Annotated in this window: 20 protein-coding genes; 7 read left to right on the top strand and 13 right to left on the bottom strand. The window is 64.6% G+C overall.

Translation table 11 applies throughout. The features are described from left to right. Positions 1–260 precede the first annotated feature (260 nt). Positions 261–968 carry a hypothetical protein gene (locus I6F09_RS06085; protein ID WP_225147517.1) on the bottom strand — a complete coding sequence of 236 codons (708 nt, stop codon included), beginning with the start codon at positions 966–968 and terminating at the stop codon, positions 261–263. A 222-nt stretch (positions 969–1,190) separates the two neighbouring features. Between I6F09_RS06085 and I6F09_RS06080 the strand changes: the two genes are divergently transcribed. The 4 genes from I6F09_RS06080 (at position 1,191) to I6F09_RS06065 (ending at position 4,480) form a co-directional block, all read left to right on the top strand. Continuing rightward, entirely contained in the window at positions 1,191–1,520 is a 330-nt protein-coding gene (locus tag I6F09_RS06080; protein ID WP_036015295.1) for a hypothetical protein, read from the top strand. 85 nt (positions 1,521–1,605) lie between these two features. Further along, complete coding sequence (locus I6F09_RS06075) at positions 1,606–2,136, top strand: gamma carbonic anhydrase family protein (protein ID WP_036044000.1); 531 nt, start codon at positions 1,606–1,608, stop codon at positions 2,134–2,136. Between the two features lie 133 nt (positions 2,137–2,269). Continuing rightward, complete coding sequence (locus I6F09_RS06070) at positions 2,270–3,964, top strand: PAS-domain containing protein (protein WP_225187666.1); 1,695 nt, start codon at positions 2,270–2,272, stop codon at positions 3,962–3,964. Positions 3,965–4,105: 141 nt separating this feature from the next. Beyond that, positions 4,106–4,480, top strand: a complete 375-nt coding sequence (locus I6F09_RS06065; RefSeq protein ID WP_225147515.1) for a hypothetical protein — start codon at positions 4,106–4,108, stop codon at positions 4,478–4,480. Between the two features lie 180 nt (positions 4,481–4,660). Here the strand turns inward: I6F09_RS06065 and I6F09_RS06060 are convergent, their stop codons facing one another. From I6F09_RS06060 to I6F09_RS06035, 6 genes are all read right to left on the bottom strand, one after another. Then, complete coding sequence (locus I6F09_RS06060; RefSeq protein WP_057029563.1) at positions 4,661–5,152, bottom strand: hypothetical protein; 492 nt, start codon at positions 5,150–5,152, stop codon at positions 4,661–4,663. 180 nt (positions 5,153–5,332) lie between these two features. Further along, on the bottom strand, positions 5,333–6,064 hold the full coding sequence (locus tag I6F09_RS06055) for an aspartate/glutamate racemase family protein (protein ID WP_225187665.1): 732 nt from the start codon (positions 6,062–6,064) through the stop codon (positions 5,333–5,335). Between the two features lie 21 nt (positions 6,065–6,085). Continuing rightward, on the bottom strand, positions 6,086–6,964 hold the full coding sequence (locus tag I6F09_RS06050) for an ABC transporter permease (protein ID WP_025037151.1): 879 nt from the start codon (positions 6,962–6,964) through the stop codon (positions 6,086–6,088). 3 nt (positions 6,965–6,967) lie between these two features. Further along, positions 6,968–7,921 (bottom strand): ABC transporter permease, encoded by a 954-nt coding sequence (locus tag I6F09_RS06045; RefSeq protein ID WP_036015279.1) that lies wholly within the window; start codon positions 7,919–7,921, stop codon positions 6,968–6,970. Between the two features lie 5 nt (positions 7,922–7,926). Beyond that, positions 7,927–9,216 (bottom strand): PotD/PotF family extracellular solute-binding protein, encoded by a 1,290-nt coding sequence (locus I6F09_RS06040; protein WP_036029687.1) that lies wholly within the window; start codon positions 9,214–9,216, stop codon positions 7,927–7,929. A gap of 43 nt (positions 9,217–9,259) precedes the next feature. Then, positions 9,260–10,246 carry an ABC transporter ATP-binding protein gene (locus tag I6F09_RS06035; protein ID WP_225187664.1) on the bottom strand — a complete coding sequence of 329 codons (987 nt, stop codon included), beginning with the start codon at positions 10,244–10,246 and terminating at the stop codon, positions 9,260–9,262. 258 nt (positions 10,247–10,504) lie between these two features. Here I6F09_RS06035 and I6F09_RS06030 point away from each other — a divergent pair, with 258 nt between their 5' ends. Beyond that, on the top strand, positions 10,505–11,212 hold the full coding sequence (locus I6F09_RS06030; protein ID WP_225187663.1) for a GntR family transcriptional regulator: 708 nt from the start codon (positions 10,505–10,507) through the stop codon (positions 11,210–11,212). A 40-nt stretch (positions 11,213–11,252) separates the two neighbouring features. Here I6F09_RS06030 and I6F09_RS06025 read toward each other — a convergent pair whose 3' ends face one another. The 3 genes from I6F09_RS06025 to I6F09_RS06015 all read right to left on the bottom strand — a co-directional run bounded on the left by I6F09_RS06025 (position 11,253) and on the right by I6F09_RS06015 (position 13,461). Then, positions 11,253–12,230, bottom strand: coding sequence for a tripartite tricarboxylate transporter substrate binding protein (locus I6F09_RS06025; RefSeq protein WP_036029677.1), 978 nt, complete (start codon positions 12,228–12,230; stop codon positions 11,253–11,255). A 104-nt stretch (positions 12,231–12,334) separates the two neighbouring features. Beyond that, complete coding sequence (locus I6F09_RS06020; RefSeq protein ID WP_036015272.1) at positions 12,335–13,150, bottom strand: helix-turn-helix domain-containing protein; 816 nt, start codon at positions 13,148–13,150, stop codon at positions 12,335–12,337. 104 nt (positions 13,151–13,254) lie between these two features. Then, complete coding sequence (locus tag I6F09_RS06015) at positions 13,255–13,461, bottom strand: hypothetical protein (protein ID WP_225114709.1); 207 nt, start codon at positions 13,459–13,461, stop codon at positions 13,255–13,257. Between the two features lie 147 nt (positions 13,462–13,608). On the opposite strand from I6F09_RS06015, the gene I6F09_RS06010 reads away from it, so the two are divergent. Both I6F09_RS06010 and I6F09_RS06005 read left to right on the top strand, forming a co-directional pair. After that, on the top strand, positions 13,609–15,156 hold the full coding sequence (locus I6F09_RS06010) for an FAD-dependent oxidoreductase (RefSeq protein WP_225187765.1): 1,548 nt from the start codon (positions 13,609–13,611) through the stop codon (positions 15,154–15,156). 165 nt (positions 15,157–15,321) lie between these two features. Beyond that, entirely contained in the window at positions 15,322–17,082 is a 1,761-nt protein-coding gene (locus I6F09_RS06005; RefSeq protein ID WP_225187662.1) for a CYTH and CHAD domain-containing protein, read from the top strand. A gap of 122 nt (positions 17,083–17,204) precedes the next feature. On the opposite strand, the gene I6F09_RS06000 is transcribed toward I6F09_RS06005, so the two are convergent. From I6F09_RS06000 to I6F09_RS05990, 3 genes are all read right to left on the bottom strand, one after another. Continuing rightward, positions 17,205–17,828 (bottom strand): transglutaminase-like cysteine peptidase, encoded by a 624-nt coding sequence (locus I6F09_RS06000; RefSeq protein WP_036029667.1) that lies wholly within the window; start codon positions 17,826–17,828, stop codon positions 17,205–17,207. Positions 17,829–18,158: 330 nt separating this feature from the next. Continuing rightward, entirely contained in the window at positions 18,159–18,770 is a 612-nt protein-coding gene (locus tag I6F09_RS05995) for a PilZ domain-containing protein (protein WP_026312634.1), read from the bottom strand. 124 nt (positions 18,771–18,894) lie between these two features. Beyond that, complete coding sequence (locus tag I6F09_RS05990) at positions 18,895–20,145, bottom strand: MFS transporter (protein WP_346730109.1); 1,251 nt, start codon at positions 20,143–20,145, stop codon at positions 18,895–18,897. Between the last annotated feature and the right edge of the window lie 119 nt (positions 20,146–20,264).

Raw genomic sequence — 20,264 nt, 5'->3', positions numbered from 1 at the left:
CCCCGAATGCAATAGCGTCAGATTATTCGCAGCATGGCCAATCGCAATCTATGCTAAGTGATATCAGTCACACATCCATGCGCCATCCGGGCAACCCCGTGCCACGCATCACGGCCATCATGCCCTGTTTTGGCCCGATGGGTCAATCGTTATTCGAAAAAAACGAAAAGACTCGATGCTGCCAACGCTTGGCTACTGTGCATGGGGTTGTTTTCGATTTTTTGGTTTGGAGGCTCCAGCCGACAGTAAGCCGACCGCCCTTAGCCCCGCGGCCCGCGCAGCTGCGCGGTCAGCCTCTCCATCGCCTCGGCCACCTCGCGCCACTGCGACAGCCAGCTGCGTGGAAAGCGGAAGGTGAGGTCGGCGCCGCCGACGCGGCGCTCGGAGAGGCACATGCCGGGGGTGGCGGCATCGCGCGTGCAGCGCGCGGTCAGCGCGGGGCTCGCAGCCGAATAGAGGTCCTCGCTGCCGTAGGGCGTGTCGGTGCGGAACATGCGCATCGTCAGGCCGTCCGCTGGGCTTGCCGCGGCCGGGTCGAGATAGCGCGGATAGATCGTGGCCGTGCGCTGCTCGGGCGAGAGCGCATCGTGATGGGCCGCGATCGACAGGAAGATGCGGTCGATCGACTGCAGCGCCGCTTCCGCCGTGTCGGAGGTGACGTGCTTGGGCGCGCCGGGCGGCTCCAGCGAGGGATAGAGGAAGTCGAGATCGATGCGCTCCTGCGGCCCCGAGTGCCGCTGGATCTTCATCCGGATCGCAGTCACCGGCAGGTTGAACAACGTGCCGCCGACGCTCACCGGCAGCTTGTCCGGCGCGTTCGCGCCCCGGCTGCCCCAGGTCGGCCACAGCAGGTAGGCGACGAGCGCGACAGCTGCGACCGCCGCCGCGCCGCCGAGCACGATCGGCACGACATGCGCCCGGGTGCGCGTGCGGGGGGACCTGAGGGGAGCTGCCGAGAACAATGCCATGAATTGTGCGAGGTCGACCGGAGGTCGGCCGATGGCCGACGAATCAGCGCGAATATGCCATGCGACGGCGCTTTCGCGCAGCGTTCCCGGCCGCTTGGATCGGGGACGGCCCCTGCACGGGACGGCCGGCCGCGTTAACCTTTCCTTAAGGATAATGTAGCGTTAACGGGCTCTGTTTGTCACAGGAAGGCACGCGCGTTGTGTAAGGGCGGAGCACTTCCGATGACACCTGAAGCTCTCAACACCTTCTTCTCGATCGGCATCGGTTTCGCGCTCGCGGGCGCGCTCGTGAACGGATACCAGGCGCTGGCGCAGCGGCCCGCCGGCTTCGGCCTGCTGCAGGACGGCGTGGCCCCGAAAACCTTCGCGGCAGTTCCCTTCCTGGTGTTCGCCGCGCCCTTCATCATCATGCGCAATACGCTGCGCGGCGTGCGGGTGGAAAGCCGCCGCATGGAATTCGTGATGATGGCGACCGTCATCGCTGCCTTTTGGAGCATGATGAGCGGCACCTTCTTCCTGATGACGCTGCGCGCCGCCGGCCTTCTGGTCTGATCCGAAGTGCCTCGAGCGCGGCCGGCCCTTTGCGTCGCGGCTGCTGTTTGGCTATGCCAATCGTCAACGCGACAGGAGACAGCCAATGGCCATCTACGAGCTCGACGGGCAGGCGCCCGACCTTCCCGCCGACGGCAATTATTTCATCGCCGAGACCGCGACCGTGATCGGCCGGGTGCGCTTGAAGCCGGGCGCGAGCGTCTGGTTCGGCGCGGTGCTGCGCGGCGACAATGAGTGGATCGAGGTCGGCGAGGGCGCCAATGTGCAGGACGGCTCGACCTGCCACACCGATCTCGGCTTTCCGCTTGTCATCGGCAGGAACTGCACGGTCGGCCACAACGTCATCCTGCACGGCTGCACCATCGAGGAGGGCGCGCTGATCGGCATGGGCTCGATCGTGATGAACGGGGCAAAGATCGGCCGCAACAGCATCGTCGGCGCGGGCTCCGTCATCACCGAGGGCAAGGAGTTCCCCGAGCGCTCGCTGATCATCGGCTCGCCCGCGCGCGTGATCCGCACCCTCGACGACGCCCAGGTGCAGAAGATGGGGAGCGCGGCCCGGTTCTACGTGGCCAACGGTCCGCGCTTCAAGCAGGGCTTGAAGCGGATCGGCTGACCGGCCCGCCCGGCCGCGCTTCGCCCCAGCCGGGCCACGGCTCCATACCGTAAAAATACAGCCTGACGCCTTAATCCTCTGCTAGCGCGATCACGCTTATCATCCAGCGTTTTCAACCAGGAGGAGCGGCGCCATGGGAGCTGCGGCGCTGGAATCCGGCTTCAGTGCCGGAACCAAATTCTTGAAGAAATTGGTCCGTTTCGTGGGCGGCGCCGACACGCTGACGGTCGCGGAGAAGGTCTACAGCATCGCCGCCTTCCTGGCGATCGTCACCACTTTCCTGCTGGTGATGTCGGTCCAGTCGGTGCGCCTGCAGACGACGTATCGCCACCTGCATGCCACCTCCGCCGACGCGGCGGTCGGCGTCGGGCGCATCAACGCCCTGATCTACGCCGTCGTGATGGAATCGCGCGGCATCTACATGTCCGCCGATCGTGCCGCGATGAAGCAGTTCGCGGACGGGCTGGTGCGGCGCAACCGCGAGCTCGCCGAGGCCGTGAAGAGCATGGAGCGCACGGTGGGCGACGACGACGCCGAGCTGTTCTCTTCCTTCCGCCAGCGCATCCAGCAATTCATCGACTTCCGCCAGGAGCTGGTGCGCCGCGGCGTCGAGATCAGCCCGGCCGCGGCCCGCGAGTGGGGCGACAACGACGCCAATCGCACCCTGCGCAGCAAGCTCAACAGCGATCTCGAAGCGCTCGAGCGCATCTACGAACAGCGCGCCCGCGAGGCGGACGAACTCGCCGACAGCCACCGCTACGCAGCCGCCTATCTGTTCGCGCTGGGGCTCGTGGCGCTGATGCTCGCGGCGATGAACGTCGTCGTCATGCGGAACTCGGTGGTCGGCGCGCTCGCCGATATCACGCAGGCGACCGACCGGATCGCGCAGGGCGACGTCAAGAGCGAGGTGCCGCATCTGCGCCGTCACGACGAGATCGGGCGCCTTGCGCGCGCGGTGCAGAATTTCCGTGACGCGGTGGCGCGCATCTTCGAGCTCGAGGAGCTCGAGCTCGGCACTGCGCAGGCGCGCGACGCGGCGATGACCGAGCGCGACAAGTTCAACGACAAGTACCAGGCCAAGAAGTGGCAGCTTTCGGCAGCGATCAACAACATGCCGCAGGGGCTGATCATGCTCGACGGCAAGGCCAATGTGGTCGCGATGAACGCCAATTACCGCAGGATCTACAATCTGCCTGAGACGATCCAGACCGGGTCGAGTCTCGAGGAGATCCTCCAGCACAGGGTCGAGAGCGGATTGTTCAGCGGCGACGTCACGAAATACGTCGCGGCGGTGCTCGACCGCATCGCCAAACGCCAGCCGACGTCGTACGAGATCGCGCTGAACGACGGCCGCATCATCAAGATCTACGAGCGCCCGATGGACGGCGGCGGCTGGGTGTCGGTGCAGGAGGACGTCACGGAACAGCGCCACCGCGAACGCATTCTCGAACGGATGGAGCGCTTTCTCGCCACTATCATCGAGAACGTGGCCGAGGGCATCATCGCCAAGGACGCGCGCAATCTGCGCTACGTCTTTGTCAACAAGGCCGCCGAGAAGATGATCGGCATGTCGCGCGGCGAGATCATCGGCAAGACGGCGCGGGAATTGTTCTCCGTGGAGGCTGCCGAATTGATCGAGCGGCGCGACCAGCAGTTGCTCGCACAGCGGCAGCAGCTCGAGCCGATCATCGATACCATCGATAATCCCGTCCGCGGGCGCCGCGTCATCTGCGCCCGTCGCATCCAGGTGGGGGGCGCCGGTGAGGAGTCCCACATGTTCGTGACCATGGTCGAGGATCGGACCGAACGGCCGGCAGCGGCGGCATAGCGGCCGGCGGCAGCTCGCATCTGCCGCGGGCTGCCGATGCTCGCGCGGAAGTGAGACAGTGTGGCTGTCACGAATGACCGACTGACGGTAGCTTGGTCCTGCTTTGAAGCGTGGAGCAACCTCCACGCGGAGGATCGAGTGATGTTACGCAGGATGATGATGACGGCGCTGGCCGTGGCGGCGGTCGGGCTGTCGGCGCCCCAAAAGGCCGAGGCGGGCGGCGGTTTCGGACGTGGTGGAGGTTTTCACGGCGGTGGTTTCCATGGTGGCGGCTTCCATGGCTGGGGGCACCGTCATTGGCATGGCGGCGGCTTCTGGCCAGGGATCGGGATCGGGGTGGGTCTCGCCGGCGCCGGCTACTACGGCGGTTATTACGGCTACGGCTACCCGTATTACGGCGGCCCCACCTATTATGGCGTCGGCTACAACGACGGTTATGGCGGCTGCTACGTCGTGCGCAAGCGCGTCATGACCCCGTCGGGATGGCGCTACCGCCAAGTCGACGTCTGCGAGTGAGGCGAAATAGCTGTTAAAAAACAAGGTCGTTGACGCAGTATACCGTCAACGACCTTGCCAGCCCCGGATATTGAAATCGGCTCACGCCATCCGGTAACGGCGAGCATCGCGCGGAATCATACCGGCGAATGTGATCCAGTTCACAAGTGGCGAAAATAAAGTTCCCGCACCGTGACCGGCTCAGCCGCCCGAGCGCTTGCGGGCGCTGGCGTGGACGCGCCGCGCTGGTTTCCTGCGGGTAACCGATGGAGTCTCGACCTCGGTCGCCCGTGCACTGGCAAAGGACTGCCGCAAGCCGTCGATGGATTCGTTCAAGGCCGTAACCTGCTCCGACAGGCGCTTGGTGTCGGCCTGTTGCGCCGCCAGCAGCCGCTTCATCGTCTGAAGCTGGTCCTGCACCACCTGGAGCTGGTCGATCGATTCCTGCTGGGTCGCCTCCAGCCCCTTGGTCTTCTCGACCAGCTGCTCGGAGGCCTGGGCGGTGCGGGCCTGAAGCTGCCGCGAGGCCACCACCCGGTCGCTCTCGGGGGCGGCACCGGTATAGGCCCGCCAGATTGCGATCGACGTCACGCCCGCGATCAGCAGCAGGAGGGCTGCAGCAGTCAGCGCGATCGGCTGGGCGCCAAGGCGAAGGAGGGTGTTGGACGGCCTGTCCTGGGCGAGATCGATCATCGCTGACAAAACCCAAATTGAAACTTGGTGAGTGGCGAAGACCGGCAACCCAGAGGGGTCACCGGGGCGTCCCGAAAGCCTTACGTTTCGGCAAGGAATGGGACCAAAAAGAGGCTGAGCGGCAAAAAACCAGTGATCAGCGGCTCTTGCAGCCCGGGAGCGCCGCGCAGGGGGCAGGGATCAAGGCTGAAATTGCGAGAACGGCCCGGAATAGCTCTTTGCGCGCGGTGCCGCATAGGGCCCGAGCCGGGAGGTCTTCAGTCCAAGTCGCACCAGTGATTCCGCCAGCGTCACCGCGGCCGCGACGCCGTCGACCACGGGAAGGCCGTGCGTGGCGGCGAGCTCGCCTGCGAGATCGGCCATGCCGGCGCAGCCGAGCACGATCGCTTCTGCCCGGTCGTCACGGATGGCGGCGGTGATCTCCGCCGAGATCTTGCCGAGCGCATCAATGTTGCGCTCTTCGAGCGCCAGCACGGGGACCTCGGCGGCACGGACGCGGGCACAGCGTTCGGCCAGGCCGTACTTCCGCAGATTGTGCTCGATCGGCACGATGGAGACGCCGAGCGTGGTCACCACGGCAAAGCGCGCCGCGATCAGGCTCGCGAGGTGGAAGCCGGCCTCGCCGATGCCGATCACAGGCGCTTTGGCGGCGGCGCGCGCGGCATCCAGGCCGGTGTCGTCGAAGCAGGCGATGATGTGTGCGTCCGCGCCGTCGCGATCGGCCTCGCGAATGCAGCCGAGCATGCCGGGCACCGCGAAAGCTTCGTCGTAAAACCCCTCGATCGAGACCGGGCCCATCGCCGGCTGACGCGCATCGATCACGGTGTCGGCGAGGGCAACGCTGCGCGCGGCAGCGGCGATCTTCGCCGTCATCGACGCCGTTGTGTTGGGGTTGACGACGTGAAGCCGCATTGGAACAGACGAGTCCTTATCTCAGACGAGTCCCTTGCCGGCGTCCGAGCCCTTGGCCGCCTGCCGCTTGTTGAGCACGTGAATGGTGCCGAGCGCAAGCGTGATGACCGTGAACGAGACCGCCGAGATCACGGTGCCGAGCGCGTAGATGTCGGGGTTGGTCACGGTGGTGGTGAGGCCTTGAAGATCCAGCGGCAACGTGTTCACGGCGCCGATCGCCTGGCTGGAGCGTGCGAGCTCGTCCCAGGACAGCGTGAAGCCGAACAGGCCGATGCCGATCACCGAGGGCAGGATGATCGGCAGCACGACATGACGAAAGGTCTGCCACGGTGTCGCGCCGAGATCGCGCGCGGCCTCTTCCAGCCGCGGATCGAAGCGGTTGAAGATCGCGAACATGATGAGCAGCCCGAACGGCAGCGTCCAGGTCAGGTGCGCGCCGAGCCCGGACGTCAGCAGGCCCATCGAGGTCTCGAAATTCTCGTTCCAATGCGCCTTGATCAGGTCGTCGATGATGCGGAACTCGAGCGAGATGCCGAGCGAGGTGATGATCGAGGGCACGATGAGGCTGGCGATCGCCGAGTAGAACAGGATGCTCTGCGCCTTGAACTTGCGCCGGAACGCCATGCCGGCGGCGACCGACAGCACGACGGTGACGATCATCACGACGATGCCGAGCAGCAGCGAGCGGCGGAAGGCGGCACCGAGATCGACGATGCCGGTGCCCTGGAACAATTTTGCGATCCAGAAGGTCGATACGCCGTTCATCGGGAAGGTGAGGCCGCCCTGCGGCCCCTGGAACGACAGCACGTAGATCGCGATCATCGGCCCATAGAGAAACAGCACATAGGCCGCGAAGAAGATCGCGAGTACGTAGAACGAGCGCGGGCGTCCTTCCTTCATGCTCTAGAGCTCCTTCTTGATGTCGACGATGCGCGACATCATGGTGATGATCAGGAAGGTGATTGCGAGGAGGATCACGGCATTGGCCGCGGCGGCGGGGAATTGCAGCGCGTTGACCCGCGTCTCGATGATCTTGCCGGCGGCGGCGATCTGCTGGCCGCCCATCACGCCGATGGTGATGAAGTCGCCCATCACGATGGTGATGACGAAGATCGAGCCGATCACGATGCCGGGCTTGGCCAGCGGAATGATGACGTTGACGAGGGTCTGGAAACCGCTGGCGCCGGCATCATAGGCGGCCTCGATCAGCGACTTGTCGATGCGCACCATCGAGTTGAAGATCGGCACCACCATGAAGAAGGTGAAGAGGTGCACCAGTGCCAGCACCACTGAGAATTCGGAGAACAGCAGCCATTCCACGGGATGGTTGATCAGGCCCGTCTTCATCAGGCCGGTGTTCACGAGGCCGTTGCGGCCGAGCAGCGGGATCCAGGCGATCATGCGGATCACGTTGGAGGTCCAGAACGGGATCGTGCAGAGCAGCGACAAGCCCATCTGCCAGGTCTTGGACTTGACGTGGAAGGCGAGGAAGTAGGCGACCCAGAAGCCGACGAAGAGGGTGATGGCCCAGACCAGGAAGCAGAGCTTCAGCGTCTTCAGATAGGTCTTGGCGATGGTGCAGAGCTCAGGGAGCTGCGCGATGCAGCCTTCGAACGTGTCGGTGTAGCCGCGGCCGGAGAAAGCCGGCAGCAGCTGGTATTCGTTGTAGTCCCAGAACGAGACGATGACGACGAAGACGAGCGGAATGAGGAAGAACGCGAGAAACACCAGCATCATCGGCCCGGCCTGGAGCCAGGAGATGAAGGACGGCGACAGGCGCGTCGGCTTTGCGGCGCGCGCTGTGCCCGACCCCGGGATCAAGCCCGGGGCTGCCTGTTGCAGGACCTCTTCCGACATGTCCGTTACGCCGCGATGAACTCGTTCCACTTGCGGACCATGTAGTCGTTCTCGTCCATCACGGCGTTCCAGCACGCGACCCCGCCCATGCGATCCTCGTAGGAGCCGCCGTCACGCACCGCGCCGGCCTTTTCAAGCAGCGAGCCGTCGGGCGCCTTGATGTCCTTCTCGGCCGGTTTGCCTTCCATCCAGTAGGCCCATTCGTAGGGCTCCATGTGCGCCTTCGCAGTGGAGAGCACGGCGGAGTAATAGCCCTGGCGGTTGAGATAGGCGCCGGCAAAGCCCGACAGGAACCAGTTCACGAATTCATAGGCCCATTCGAGCTTGGCGCCGGAGACGCCCTTGGATACGCAGAAGCCGGAAGCCCAGGACCGATACCCTTCCTTAAGCGGCTGGAAGGTGCAGGGGATGCCCATCGAGCGGACCTTAGTGACGGCCGGGGACCACATCGACTGGATCACGGTCTCGCCGGAGGCCATCAGGTTGACGCTCTCGTTGAAGTCCTTCCAGAAGGCGCGGAACTGGCCGGCCTTCTTGGCCTCGGTCATCACCTTCATGGTGAGATCGATCTCTTCCTTCGTCATGTTGCCCTTGTCGGCATATTTGTACTTGCCGGAGGCTTCCACGACCATCGCGGCATCCATGATGCCGATCGAGGGAATGTTGAGGATCGAGGCCTTGCCCTTGAACTCGGGGTTGAGCAGCTCGGCCCAGGTGGTGATCGGACGCTTGATCAGGTCGGGGCGGATGCCGAGCGTGTCGGCGTTGTAGACGGTCGGGATCAGCGTGACGAATTCCGTCGCCGAGGTCGCGAACTTCTTGGAGTCCTTGCCTTCGAGATAGAGCACCTTCCAGGGCGCGGTGCCCTGGCCGCCGATCTTCTTGCCGCCGGGCGTCTCGCCCTTGGTGAAGACGGGCGTGATGTTGCCGAACTCCTTGATCTTCTTGGCGTCGAGCGCAAGGATGTTGCCCGACGGCACCAGCTTCTTCAGCGAGAAATATTCGGTATCAAGCACGTCGAAGGAATTCGGCTGGGTCATCACGCGCTTGGTGACGTCGTCCGTGGTTGCGGTGATGTATTCGATCTTGATACCAGTGTCCTTCAGACATTGCTTGGCGATGTCGTCGCCCTCGTTCACGGCCGTGCCGAGATAGCGCAGGACCTTCGCATCGGCCGACTTCACGTAAGGAAAGCCGGTGATCGCGCCGGAGCCGGCGGCGAGGCCGGCGAGACCCGCGGTGCCCTTCAATAGCGTGCGGCGGCTGACGCCGGTCTTCCTGGTCGTCTCGGTCATTTCGCTCACTCCTCTGTGTTGCGCATTTCCGTGGTGAAGGGTGCTATTGCAGGCGTTGCGCCTTGGCGGGATCCCAGGTCGCCAGCACGCGATCGCCCGGGCGAAACGGATGCACGTCGAAGGTGGCCTCGGGAACGTGGGAGAACAGGGCGGTGCCGTCGTCGAGCGTGAGCGAGACGGCGATGTAGGAGCCCTGGTACTCGGTCTGGGTCAGCAGCGCCGGCGCGCCGAAGGCGCCGTCGACGAACGGCACGATGCCGAGCTGATCGGCGCGAACGGCGATGAGATTGCCGGCGTCGCTGAGCACGTTGTGGCCGCCGATGAATCGGGCCACGAATTCGGTGCTGGGACGATGGAAGATGTCGCGCGCCGTGCCCTGCTGCTCGATCCTGCCGTGGTTCATCACCACGATGTGGTCGGCGAGGGCCATCGCCTCTTCCTGGCCGTGGGTGACTTGGATGAAGCTGATGCCAAGCTCGCGCTGCAGCCGCTTCAGCTCGCCGCGCATCTTGACGCGCAGGAACGGATCGAGCGCCGAGAGCGGCTCGTCGAGCAGGAGGATCTGCGGCTCGGTGATCAGCGCGCGCGCGAGCGCCACGCGCTGCTGCTGGCCGCCGGAGAGCTGCGCCGGAAGACGGCCTGCATATTGGCTCATCGCGACCAGCTCGAGCAATTCGCCGGCGCGCTTGTGCCGCGTCGCCTTGTCGATGCCGCGCATCTTCAGGGCGAAGGCGACGTTGTCGAGCACGGTCAGGTGCGGAAACAGCGCGTAGGACTGGAACATCATCGCAGTGCCGCGCTTGGCGGGCTCGAGGTCGGTGACGTTCTGCGCGCCGAGGATGATGTCGCCTTCGCTGACCGCCTCGTGACCTGCGATCATGCGCAGCGTCGAGGTCTTGCCGCAGCCGGAGGGGCCGAGCAGGCAGCAATAGGTGCCGGCCGGGATCTTCAGGTTGACGTTGTCGACGGCCAGCGTGGCGTCGTAGCGCTTGGTGACGGCGACCAGTTCGAGAGCGGCGGGAATGGCCATGGCGTGTCCGAGGAGGGGCGTTGCGTCCCGCCTCTCTCCGCAAGGTCCGTGCCAACAGCCCGCGACGATGCGAATTTCAGAAACTGTGCAGCGGAGTCAGATCGTTAGATCGATTCCGGCCCAATTTGTCGGGCCGTCACCTGTGCAGCCAGCTGCACACAAAACGGGCGGAGATTGTATAAAGTTTCGCCTGTAATTGGATACAGCTCGTAGACTAACATTGCAGGCCGAACGTTCGTCGATCGAGCCCTCACAATCATGGCCGCCAAGACCCGCCAGAAACCCGATGCGCCAGACGCGAGCGATCGCGTCAGCCGTATCCGGAAGGGTGTGACTGCCGCGATCCTCGAGCATCGCCTGCTGCCCGGCACCAAGCTCGGGGAGGGCCAGATCGGCGACATCTACGGCGCGAGCCGGACGCTGGTGCGCTCAGCGCTGCAGCAGCTTGCGCATGAGGGCATCGTCAACATCGAGAAGAATCGCGGCGCTTTCGTTGCGCGCCCGACGCCGGCTGATGCCCGCGAGGTGTTCGAGGCGCGGCGCCTGATCGAGCCCAGCATCGTGGACCGCGCCATTGACGCGGTTTCGCCGGCCTGGCTCGATCGCCTGCAGCACCATCTCACGGAAGAACGCGAGGCCGAGTTGCGCGGCGATGCCCGCGCCTCCGTCCGTCTGTCCGGCGAGTTTCATCGTCTCGTCGCCGAGATGAGCGGCCACAGCATCTATCTCGGCTTCCTGAAGGAGCTGATCGCGCGCTCCTCGCTCATCATCCTGCTGTACCGCCGTCACGACACGCCCGCGTGCGGCACCGATCATCACGCCGGGATCGCCGCCGCGATCCGCAAGCGCGACAAGGCGCGCGCCGGCGCCTTGATGCTGTCGCACCTGAACGAGATCGAGGCGGAGCTGTTCCTGAAGGATCCCGCCGCCGATGAATTGCGGCTGGCGGACGTGCTGGGGGCGTGAGAAGGGCGTCGCCAGCGCACGGGATCGGCGGGTCCGGACGCTATTGTGGCTCCAATCCGAGATTCTTGATCGATTCCAGCCAGACCGGCCCTTCTTTTTCGTAGAGGGCGACCGAGGATGCGCGGTCCATTGCCGGCGCATCGACCCCGAAGGCCTCCAGCAGCTTCTGGACACGCTCGGTCTTGCCGCCTTCGACCATCAGCTTGGCGAGCAGCTCGATCCGGTCGGTCGGCGTCGCAGCGGGCGCCACCAGGGTCGTGAAGCTGGTCAGCTGGAAGACCTTGCCGGTGACCCCCTGCTCGGTGAACGTCTTGGTGTCCGGCAGCTTCTTCATGCGAACCAGTGACGGAACAGCGATCGCACGGCCGACGCCGGTATCAAGGACCGGAAGCGCGGCTTGGTAGCTGCCGGTCGCGGCCTGGATGACGCCGGCCGCCAGGTCCTGCCACATCGGCGCTTCGCCGCGGTAATGCACGATGGAGATGTCGAGGCCGTATTGGCGATTGAGCTCGGCGATCGCGATGTGCGCGAACGAACCGATCCCATACGAGCCGGCCGTGACCTTGTTGCGGCGCGCATAGGCGACGAAATCTTCGATGGACTTTGCACCGGTAGCGGAATGGACGACCAGCGGCAGATGACCCGATGGCGTCATCGCGACGATCGTGAAATCCTTGTCCGGATCGTAGGCGAGCGACTTCAGCAGCAGCCGGTTTCCGAGCAGCGTGGACGAGATCGTGTACATCAGCGTATGGCCGTCCGCCGGCGAATCCTTGACCGATTGGGCTGCCAGCGCGCCGCTCGCTCCCGTCTTGTTTTCGACGACGACCGGCTGTCCGAGCTTCTGAGAGATGTAATCGCCATAGGCGCGGGCGAACGCATCGGTGATGCCGCCGGCGGGCGTCGACACGACGATCTTGATTGCTTTGGTTGGCCAGGCTTCGGCCGCAGCCCCATCAGCCGTGGCCAGCACCAGGCCTGCAATCGCAGCGCCCAGCATTGCGACGAATGTCCTCACTTGCCCCTCCGGTTTTGTTGCGTCTTTGGGCGCCCTTTGGCCGCCGGGCAGAGATGTCACACGAGCAGAGCCAAATAGAAACAACATTTCATTGTGTGAAATGGCTAGCTCTTGGCGGCCGCGGACGGGCCGGCCGCAGCAAGCCTGGCGCTGAGCGTCTCGGCCAGTGCGGAGGCGACTTTCTTCATCTGAGGCACGAAGCGCCTGAGACCTTCCTCGGTGCTGACGGCCTCGCGCAGCATCATCACGTTCATGCTTGCGAACAGGCGGTTCGGAACAGCGACGGGAACGCCGATCGCCCAGACGGCGCCGCCGAAGATGCGGCGGCTGTAGCTCTCGTCCATCACTGCGAATCCGGCTTTCCGGATCGCGCGCAGCACCTTGGTGAGTTTGGCGGGATTGCGGGCGAGGTCGTTCCAGGGCTCCGGGCTGAGGGCAAGGCGCGCCGCGATGCGCTCCTGCTCGGCCGGTTCGCAAAACGCCAAATAGGCGCGCCCCATCGAGGTGCCCAGCACGGGAAAGCGAAAACCCGGCGGACGGTAGAAGAGCAGCGAACCGCCGATCCGCGTCGTATGCGCGATCACCATGGATTCCTCGTCGAGCACCGCCACGTCCGAGGGCCACTGAATCTGTTGGCGAAACTTGTTGAGCATCGGTTCGGCGATACCGCCGATCCAATTGGGTTCGTCGTAGCCGGCGCTGAGCAGGAGCGCCCGTCCGGTCGGGGCATAGCTGGGCGGCTCGGCGCGCCGCACTACATATCCTTCATGCTCCAGCGTTTCGAGCATGCGGACGATTGTTGCCTTGTTGAGGCCCGTCGCCTTATGCAGCGAGCCTACGGTCGATTGCCGTTCCTGGTTGATGACGCGCAGGACCTCGAGGCCTCTCGACAACGCGATAACGGGACGGAACGAGGGCATGGCAGCTCTTTGTGAGGACCGTGCCGCTAGTCAATGATGTAATCGCCGGATCAGTCAACAGGCCCGACTCCCGGCCGGGAATTGGACGGTGCCGCATCGGCTCCTCAGCGACCGATTTCGCTTTCGGCGGCAAGCTGCCCCTCTGCCGTGATCTCGTATTCGCCGTCGTGCTTGGTCATCCATCCTGACCTGACCATCTCTCGTGCAAGCTGTATCGAGCAGATCGGATGATTGCCGCCCGGGTGATACAGCCTGTCGTTGCGGACGAGCAGGTGCCCGTACAATCGCGCCTGGCGCAGCGCCCTGCGCATCCCCGGTGATGGACTTTTCATGCCGGTTCAAGCGCGAGCACGATGAAGGTTCCTAATGAATGCGGCCATCTCATCGGCGTTTCGTTCGATAGCGCACATAGGAACCGTCATTCTGCTGCATCGTTTGCTCTTCCGAGGAGTAGCGCCATGAATGTACGGGATGAGCACACGTGGTCCCTCTGGATGGACGTATCTGTCGCCGAAGCTCCGGTGCTGTCGAGTACGGTCGGCGTGGACGTTGCCGTGGTCGGCTCCGGAATAGCCGGGCTTTCGGTCGCATATGAACTTGCTTGCCATGGACGTTCGGTCGCAGTCATCGATCGCGGCCGCATCGGCAGCGGGATGACGGCGCGCACCACGGCGCATCTGGCGACCGCGCTTGATGATGGTTATGATGCGTTTGTGCGAGTCCGCGGCCCTGACTGTGCGCGGCGTTACTATCAGAGCGTCGCTGCCGCGATCGATCGCGTCGAGGCCATCCAAGGCGCCGAGCACATCGATTGCGGTTTTAAGCGCGTCGACGGCTATTGGGTACTGGCATCCGAAACGTCCGCATCCGAGCTGGATAGTGAATTGGACTGCTGTCGCAAGCTGCAGATTCCGGTCGAAAATTGCATCGAGCGGACACCATTCCATGACAGCGGTCAGACGCGTTCGCTGCGCTTTCCGCGCCAGGCGCGCCTGCATCCGACTAAATATCTCGCCGGTCTGGCGAGCGCACTGCAGCGCCGGGGCGCCCAGCTCTATGCTGACACCTGCGTCGAGAGCATCCAGCAACGCCAGGGTAGCATGGTCGTCACCACCGCCTCAGGCTACGAGGTTCACGCCGCCGACGTGGTGGTTGCGACCAACTCGCCCGTCAATGTTCAGGTGGCGATCCACACCAAGCAGGCGCCTTACCGCACTTATGCACTCGCCGCGAAGATTGCGGCCGGCGCCGTGGAGGATGCGCTCTATTGGGACACGCTCGATCCTTATCATTATGTCCGCCTCCACCCGTTATCTGCCGACGAGGACATCGTGATCATCGGCGGCGAAGATCACAAGTCGGGTGAGGCGAATGATGGCGCACAGCGCCTTGACGCGCTCGAGCGCTGGGCGCGCGAGCGATTGCCGGATTTGCGCGAGGTCACCCATCGGTGGTCGGGTCAGGTGCTGGAGCCGGTCGATTTCGCCGGCTTCATCGGCCGCAGCCCCGGCGAGGAGCATGTATTCGTTGTCAGCGGCGACTCCGGGCAGGGGATCACCAACGGGCTCGTGGCCGGCATGCTGATCGCGGATCTCATCACCAGCGGCGCAAGTGCCTGGGAGGACGTCTACGCTCCGACGCGGAAGATTCAAAGGAACATCGGCGAGTTCATCAGCGAGAACATCACCCCTATCAAGAATTTCGCGGAGTATCTCACCGCAAGTGAAATCGCGAGCGCTGAACAACTGCGGCCCGGCGAGGGGCGCCTCTTCCGAAGCGGCCTGAAGAAGATCGCGGCGTGCCGGGACCGAAGCGGACATTTGCATTTGCATTCGGCGAGCTGCACCCATTTGGGCTGCGTCGTGCACTGGAACTCACTCGAACAGTGCTGGGACTGCCCATGTCACGGATCGCAGTTTGCACCCGATGGCACCGCGCTCAACGGCCCGGCGGTTTCCCCGCTCGGCGAGGCTGAAAAGCCGGCCAATCTTGAAGCGGCAGAATGAGCGGCATCTCTCGGCGTGTCGTAGGGGGCTTGGGCCGGCGGCTGCAGCTTTTACCTGGCGAGCTACATGTGAATCATGATGCGCGCCGATCTGATGTGACTATTCCTCGCAGGCTGTACAGGCTATATCCCTGTCGCCTGTCATTGAACTGTCATGTTACCGCAAATGCTAAAGTCAGATGCTGCGCCGGCTCGCAAGACTCCGGGCGCACCGGAAGCCAATCCTGCTGTTGGGAACACCAAGAGAACGCAGCTCCTTACCGGCTTCCCGGGGCAACGCGAGGACGTCAGCGTGGAACCCGCGACGGTCGAGGAGCGCGCTGCCATTGAGCAGACGCCATCGCAGGACGTGACGCCCGCGCCGAGCCCGACCCAGCCCGCATCTCCCGCCGCCGAAATCGAGCTCAAGCTGCTCGTTGGTGCCGATCGCATGGCGCATTTCGGCGCAGCGCCCGTGATCGCGGCGAACGCACGCAACAAGGGCACGCGCAAACGTCTCAAGTCCGTCTACTACGACACGCCCGAGCGGGCGCTTCGTCGCGCCGGGCTGAGCTTGCGCGTCCGCCAGAGCGGCACGCGTTTCGTGCAGACCGTGAAGACCGAGGTTGCGGACGATCCGTTGCGTCGCGGCGAATGGGAAGCAAGCGTGCCTTCGCTTGCGCCCGATCTCGCTTTGGCGATGCCGTTCATTCCGGAGAAGCTTCGCGAGCGACTCAAAGCGCAGCCGCTCGAAGCGGTGTTCACGGCCGATGTGCATCGGCACACGCGCATCATCGACCTGCCGTCCGGCACGGTCGAGGTCGCCTGCGACCGCGGCGAGCTGACGGCCGGCGACCGGTCGCTTCCTGTCAGCGAGATCGAGCTGGAGCTGAAGAGCGGCAGCACGAGCGCGATCTACGAGATCGCTCTGCGCCTTGCGGAGCACGGAACGGTGAAGCCGTCCATCCGCAGCAAGTCGGCGCGCGGCTTCGATCTTGCCGCGGACCTGCCGCCGTCGGCACGCCGGCCGCGCAAGCTTCGCCTCGATCCCTCCGTGACGCTCGACGAAGCCTTCGCGACCATCCTGCGCACCTGCTTCCTTCACCTGCTGCAATCGCTGCCGGCGGCCGAGGACGGCCGCAATCCGGAAGGCGTGCATCAGCTGCGCGTCTCGCTGCGCCGGCTGCGATCCGCGCTCGACCTGATGCGTTCGGTCGGCGCGCTCAGCAATCTCGAGGCGCTGCGTTCGGAGGCCAAATGGCTGGCGCAAGGCCTGTCCGCCGCGCGCGACTGGGACGTGTTCCAGCTCGCCACCTTGCCGGCGATCGCAAAAGCCTGTCCGTCGGTCGCGGGTTTCGATGCGCTTGGGCGGGCCGCGGCTCAGCGTCAGGCGGAAGCCTATCGCAGCGCCCGCCACGGGCTCGATGATCGCCGTTGCGCGCTCTTCCTGATCGGTCTTGGCGGTTGGATCGAGACGCGCGGCTGGCGCAACGGCGTCGCGCCCGAAGATCTCGGCCGGCTCGCCGAGCCCGCCCTCAATTTCGCGCAGCGCGTCCTATCGGAACAGCACGCGAAGGTGCTCAAGCGCGGCCGCCGCTTCAAATCGCTGACGGTCGACGAACTGCACCGCGTGCGGCTCGCCACCAAGCGGCTGCGCTATCTCAGCGAGTTCCTGCTGCCGCTCTACGAGGATCGCAAGTCCGCACGAAAATTCGCACGCCGGCTCGCCGGCTTGCAGGAGGAGCTCGGCGTCTTCAATGACATGGCGGTGACGGCCTCGTTGCTCGATGGGCTCGGCGCTGACGATCGCGACAGCGCCATTGCGGCGGCCGCGATCGCCGGCTGGCAGGCGCGGGCATCGATCGGCATGCAGCAGGGCTTGCAGGATAGCTGGCGGGATTTTGCCGCCGCACGCGTGCCTTGGTCGCGCCAAGGCGAGCAGAGCTGATCGCGCTTTCCCAAAAAGTTGCGCCCAGCCATTGGGGGATGGCTGGGCGCGCGCGAACCGGTCTGGGACGGGGAGGGGTGGGGATGTGACCGGGTCGCGTAACCTGTTGTCTCTCGTTCCTACTAATCTTTGGCGCTGGCGGTGGAGACCGCAGGCTTGGTATCGCCCAGCGAGACCCAGACGTTGGGATCGCTCTGCGACTGGCGCTTGACGAAGCGGTAGCCGGTCTCCGTCCAGGCGAGGACGTTCTCGTTCTGATTGTCGAGAATGAACTCGCCCTTGTCGGTCTTCACCGTCAGCACCGCGTGGCCTTCGCCTTTCTTGTCGCGCACCACGGTGATGAGCAGGGCCTGGCGCGGCCAGCCGGCATCCATCAGCATCTTGCGCTTCAACAGCACGTAGTCTTCACAGTCGCCGTAACCGTCTGACGGCAGCGACCACTTCTCGATCACGCCCCAGTGCTCCTGGTCGGTCAGAGGCTTGACGGTCTCGTTGACCCAGCGATTGACCTTGACGAGGTCGCGCCATGCGGCCTGCGACATCACGATGTCGCGCGGCTGCAGCGGTGCGCCCTGGCACTGGGCAGCATTGTCCGCGCAGAACTCGACCCAGCCGATCGGCGCACGCGTGGTGTCGCCGAGGCTCGCGTAGAGCAGACGGCCTTCGCCGGCCTGCGCTGCCGCGCTGATCCCGAAGAGCATGGCGGCCAGCGCCAGTCCCTTCCCCCGTCCCCTGAAGTCAAACATTGCGGCCCCCGTTTCTTGTTGGGACCACATTTCGCACGGAGCTTTTGAGTTGCCGCTAAGTCGACCAAGTCAAGTCGAGACGAATGCAAGTAAAAGGCGCGGCGAATTCGATCTATACTTGAATAGAATTCGCGTAAAATTGGATATGACTGCAATTGATTCAAATTTTATCTATTAACGCGGAAGCGCTGGGAGGAGCGTTGTTTGCGCTCATCTGCAGCCCCTCCGTTAACCGCTGGCCATTCGCCGCGGGACATGAAAAAGGCGGCGTCCGCATCGCGGAAGCCGCCTTCGAGCCTGGAAATATGGAGGTTTTCGCGTCCTTGCGCTTTACCGCGCGGTAACGCTCTCTTCGAGTGTCTCTGCCGGCTGCTCGTGCATGAACTCCAGCGCGAAGCCGTCCTCGAGGTTTCGGACCACGCGGCCCTGGACCCGGCCGAGCAGAACCGTCGATTTTAGCGGTGGCCGGTTCTCGGCAGCGATCGCCGCGCCCGACAGCGAGAGGTCGATGATGCGGCAGGTCATCTTGGTGCCGTCCTCGAGCGTCAGCACCGCGATCGGGTTGCGCGGCACGATACGGTCGTGGCGGCGGTCCTCCGGCAGATTGAGGATGTCGCGGTTGGCGAGCCAGGTCAGCTGCGCGGCGAGCTTGTCGCGCTTGCGCGGCGTCGCACCGATGGTCATGGCGAAGCCGTTGTCGATGATCCGGGTGATCTTGCCCTCGACGCGGCCGATATGGTCGAGATAGGCGACCACGCGGTCGCCGACATTGCCGATGCCGGGGGCGAGCAAGGCGAGGCCGCCCGGCGACATGTTGATCACCTGGCAGGGGAATTCCCGGCGGTCCGGCAGCATGTAGCGGCCGAGCAGGTGCACCTTCACCCGCTGGAAGCGCCTGCGCTCCTCGGCGGCCGGAAGAAATTTTTTGTTCGCCAACGCCATTTCCAACACCCGACCCCCCGCCCGGGCGGAGTCCTTGCGACCCTAAGGTGCACAGGGTTAATGCCGCGTTAGGATCGGGCGCGCTGGACACGGACAGACACGATGCGCTCGAAAAGCCACACCTTCAGGCGGGGCTCGGCTTCCTCGCGGCGCGCCCATAAAGCAGGCACAGCAGCGCCAGCAGCACGGCGGCCGACAAGCCGAGCGACCAGTGGATGCCGATCGCCGCGCCTGCCACCCCGACCGTGATGCCGCTGAAGGCGCGCATGCCGAGCCCGGCCATGTTGTAGAGGCCGACGACGCGGCCGCGGATGTCGTGCGGGGCGTTCAGCTGCACCAGCGCCTGCGCCATGGTGTTGAAGGAGAGCTCGAAGAAGCCCGCGAAGAACAATAGCGCGATCGCGACCGGATAGACCGGCACGAGCGCGAAGCCGAGCAGCGCCACGCTCCACAGCATCGCCAGCGTGATCGCGGTGCGCGGGGTGCCCTTCAGCTGTCCCCAGGATTCCAGCACGATTGCGGCAAGCACTGCGCCGGCCGCGTCCGCGGCGAGCAGCACGCTGTAGGAGACGCCGGGATCGCCATGGCCGAGATCGCCGGCATAGCCCGGCATCTGGGCGTGATAGGCGTTGCCGATCATGAAGGAGGTGAGGCCGGCGAGCCACGTCATCGCCGACAACACGGGCTGGGTGCCGATCGCGCGGATGGTGAGCACGATGTCGGCAAGGCCGCGCACGGCAAAACGCCTTGCCGCCACGCTCTTGTCCCTGATCGGGACCCAGAACAGCCAGAGCAGCATCGGCAGATAGAACAGCGTGTTGAAGATGATGCCGTGCGAGGGACCGAGCGTCAGCATGATGAGCCCGCCCACCGCAGGTCCGACCAGGATGCCGAGATAGCGCGCCATCGCGTTCAGCCGCACCGCGCTCGGCAGGTCGGCCGGGCCGACCAGGTCGTAGAGCAAGAGCTGGTTCGGCGTCTGCCAGAGCACGCCGGCGCAGCCATGGATCACCAGAAGCAGCATCGCGTGCCACATCTGGATCGTATCGGTCAGGAAGAAGAAGCCCCAACCGGCGGAGGCGACGATGAACAGCAGCATGCCGCACTGGATGATGCGGCGCGGATCAAACCGGTCGGCGAGGCCGCCGACCGCGACGGAGAACAGCAGGAACGGCAGCCAGTGCGACAGCACGGCAAACCCGCCCAGCGTCGGCGAATGGAATTTCTGGAACACCACCCAATAGCTGATCACATGCTCGATATTGTCCGCCATCATCGCCAGCACGTAAGAGGCGAACTGGAGACGGTAGGGCACGGACCTCATCGCCGCGAACGATCCGGACGCGGCCACGGGATTTTGGGGAAGGGGATTCACGGGATGACCTGAGGTGAGACTCGTGGCGAGTTACACGCTCGCCGGCCGGCGCTCAAGACTTTGCACGTGGACGAAGACCAGCCATGCCTCGCATGGCAGCCGTGACATCGTCGCGCTAT

The sequence above is a fragment of the Bradyrhizobium sp. IC3195 genome (assembly GCF_020193585.1).
GTDB classification, from domain to species: Bacteria; Pseudomonadota; Alphaproteobacteria; order Rhizobiales; family Xanthobacteraceae; genus Bradyrhizobium; species Bradyrhizobium yuanmingense.
The sequence above is the reverse complement of the archived record's forward strand: the minus strand, read 5'-3'. Positions and strand labels throughout refer to the sequence as shown.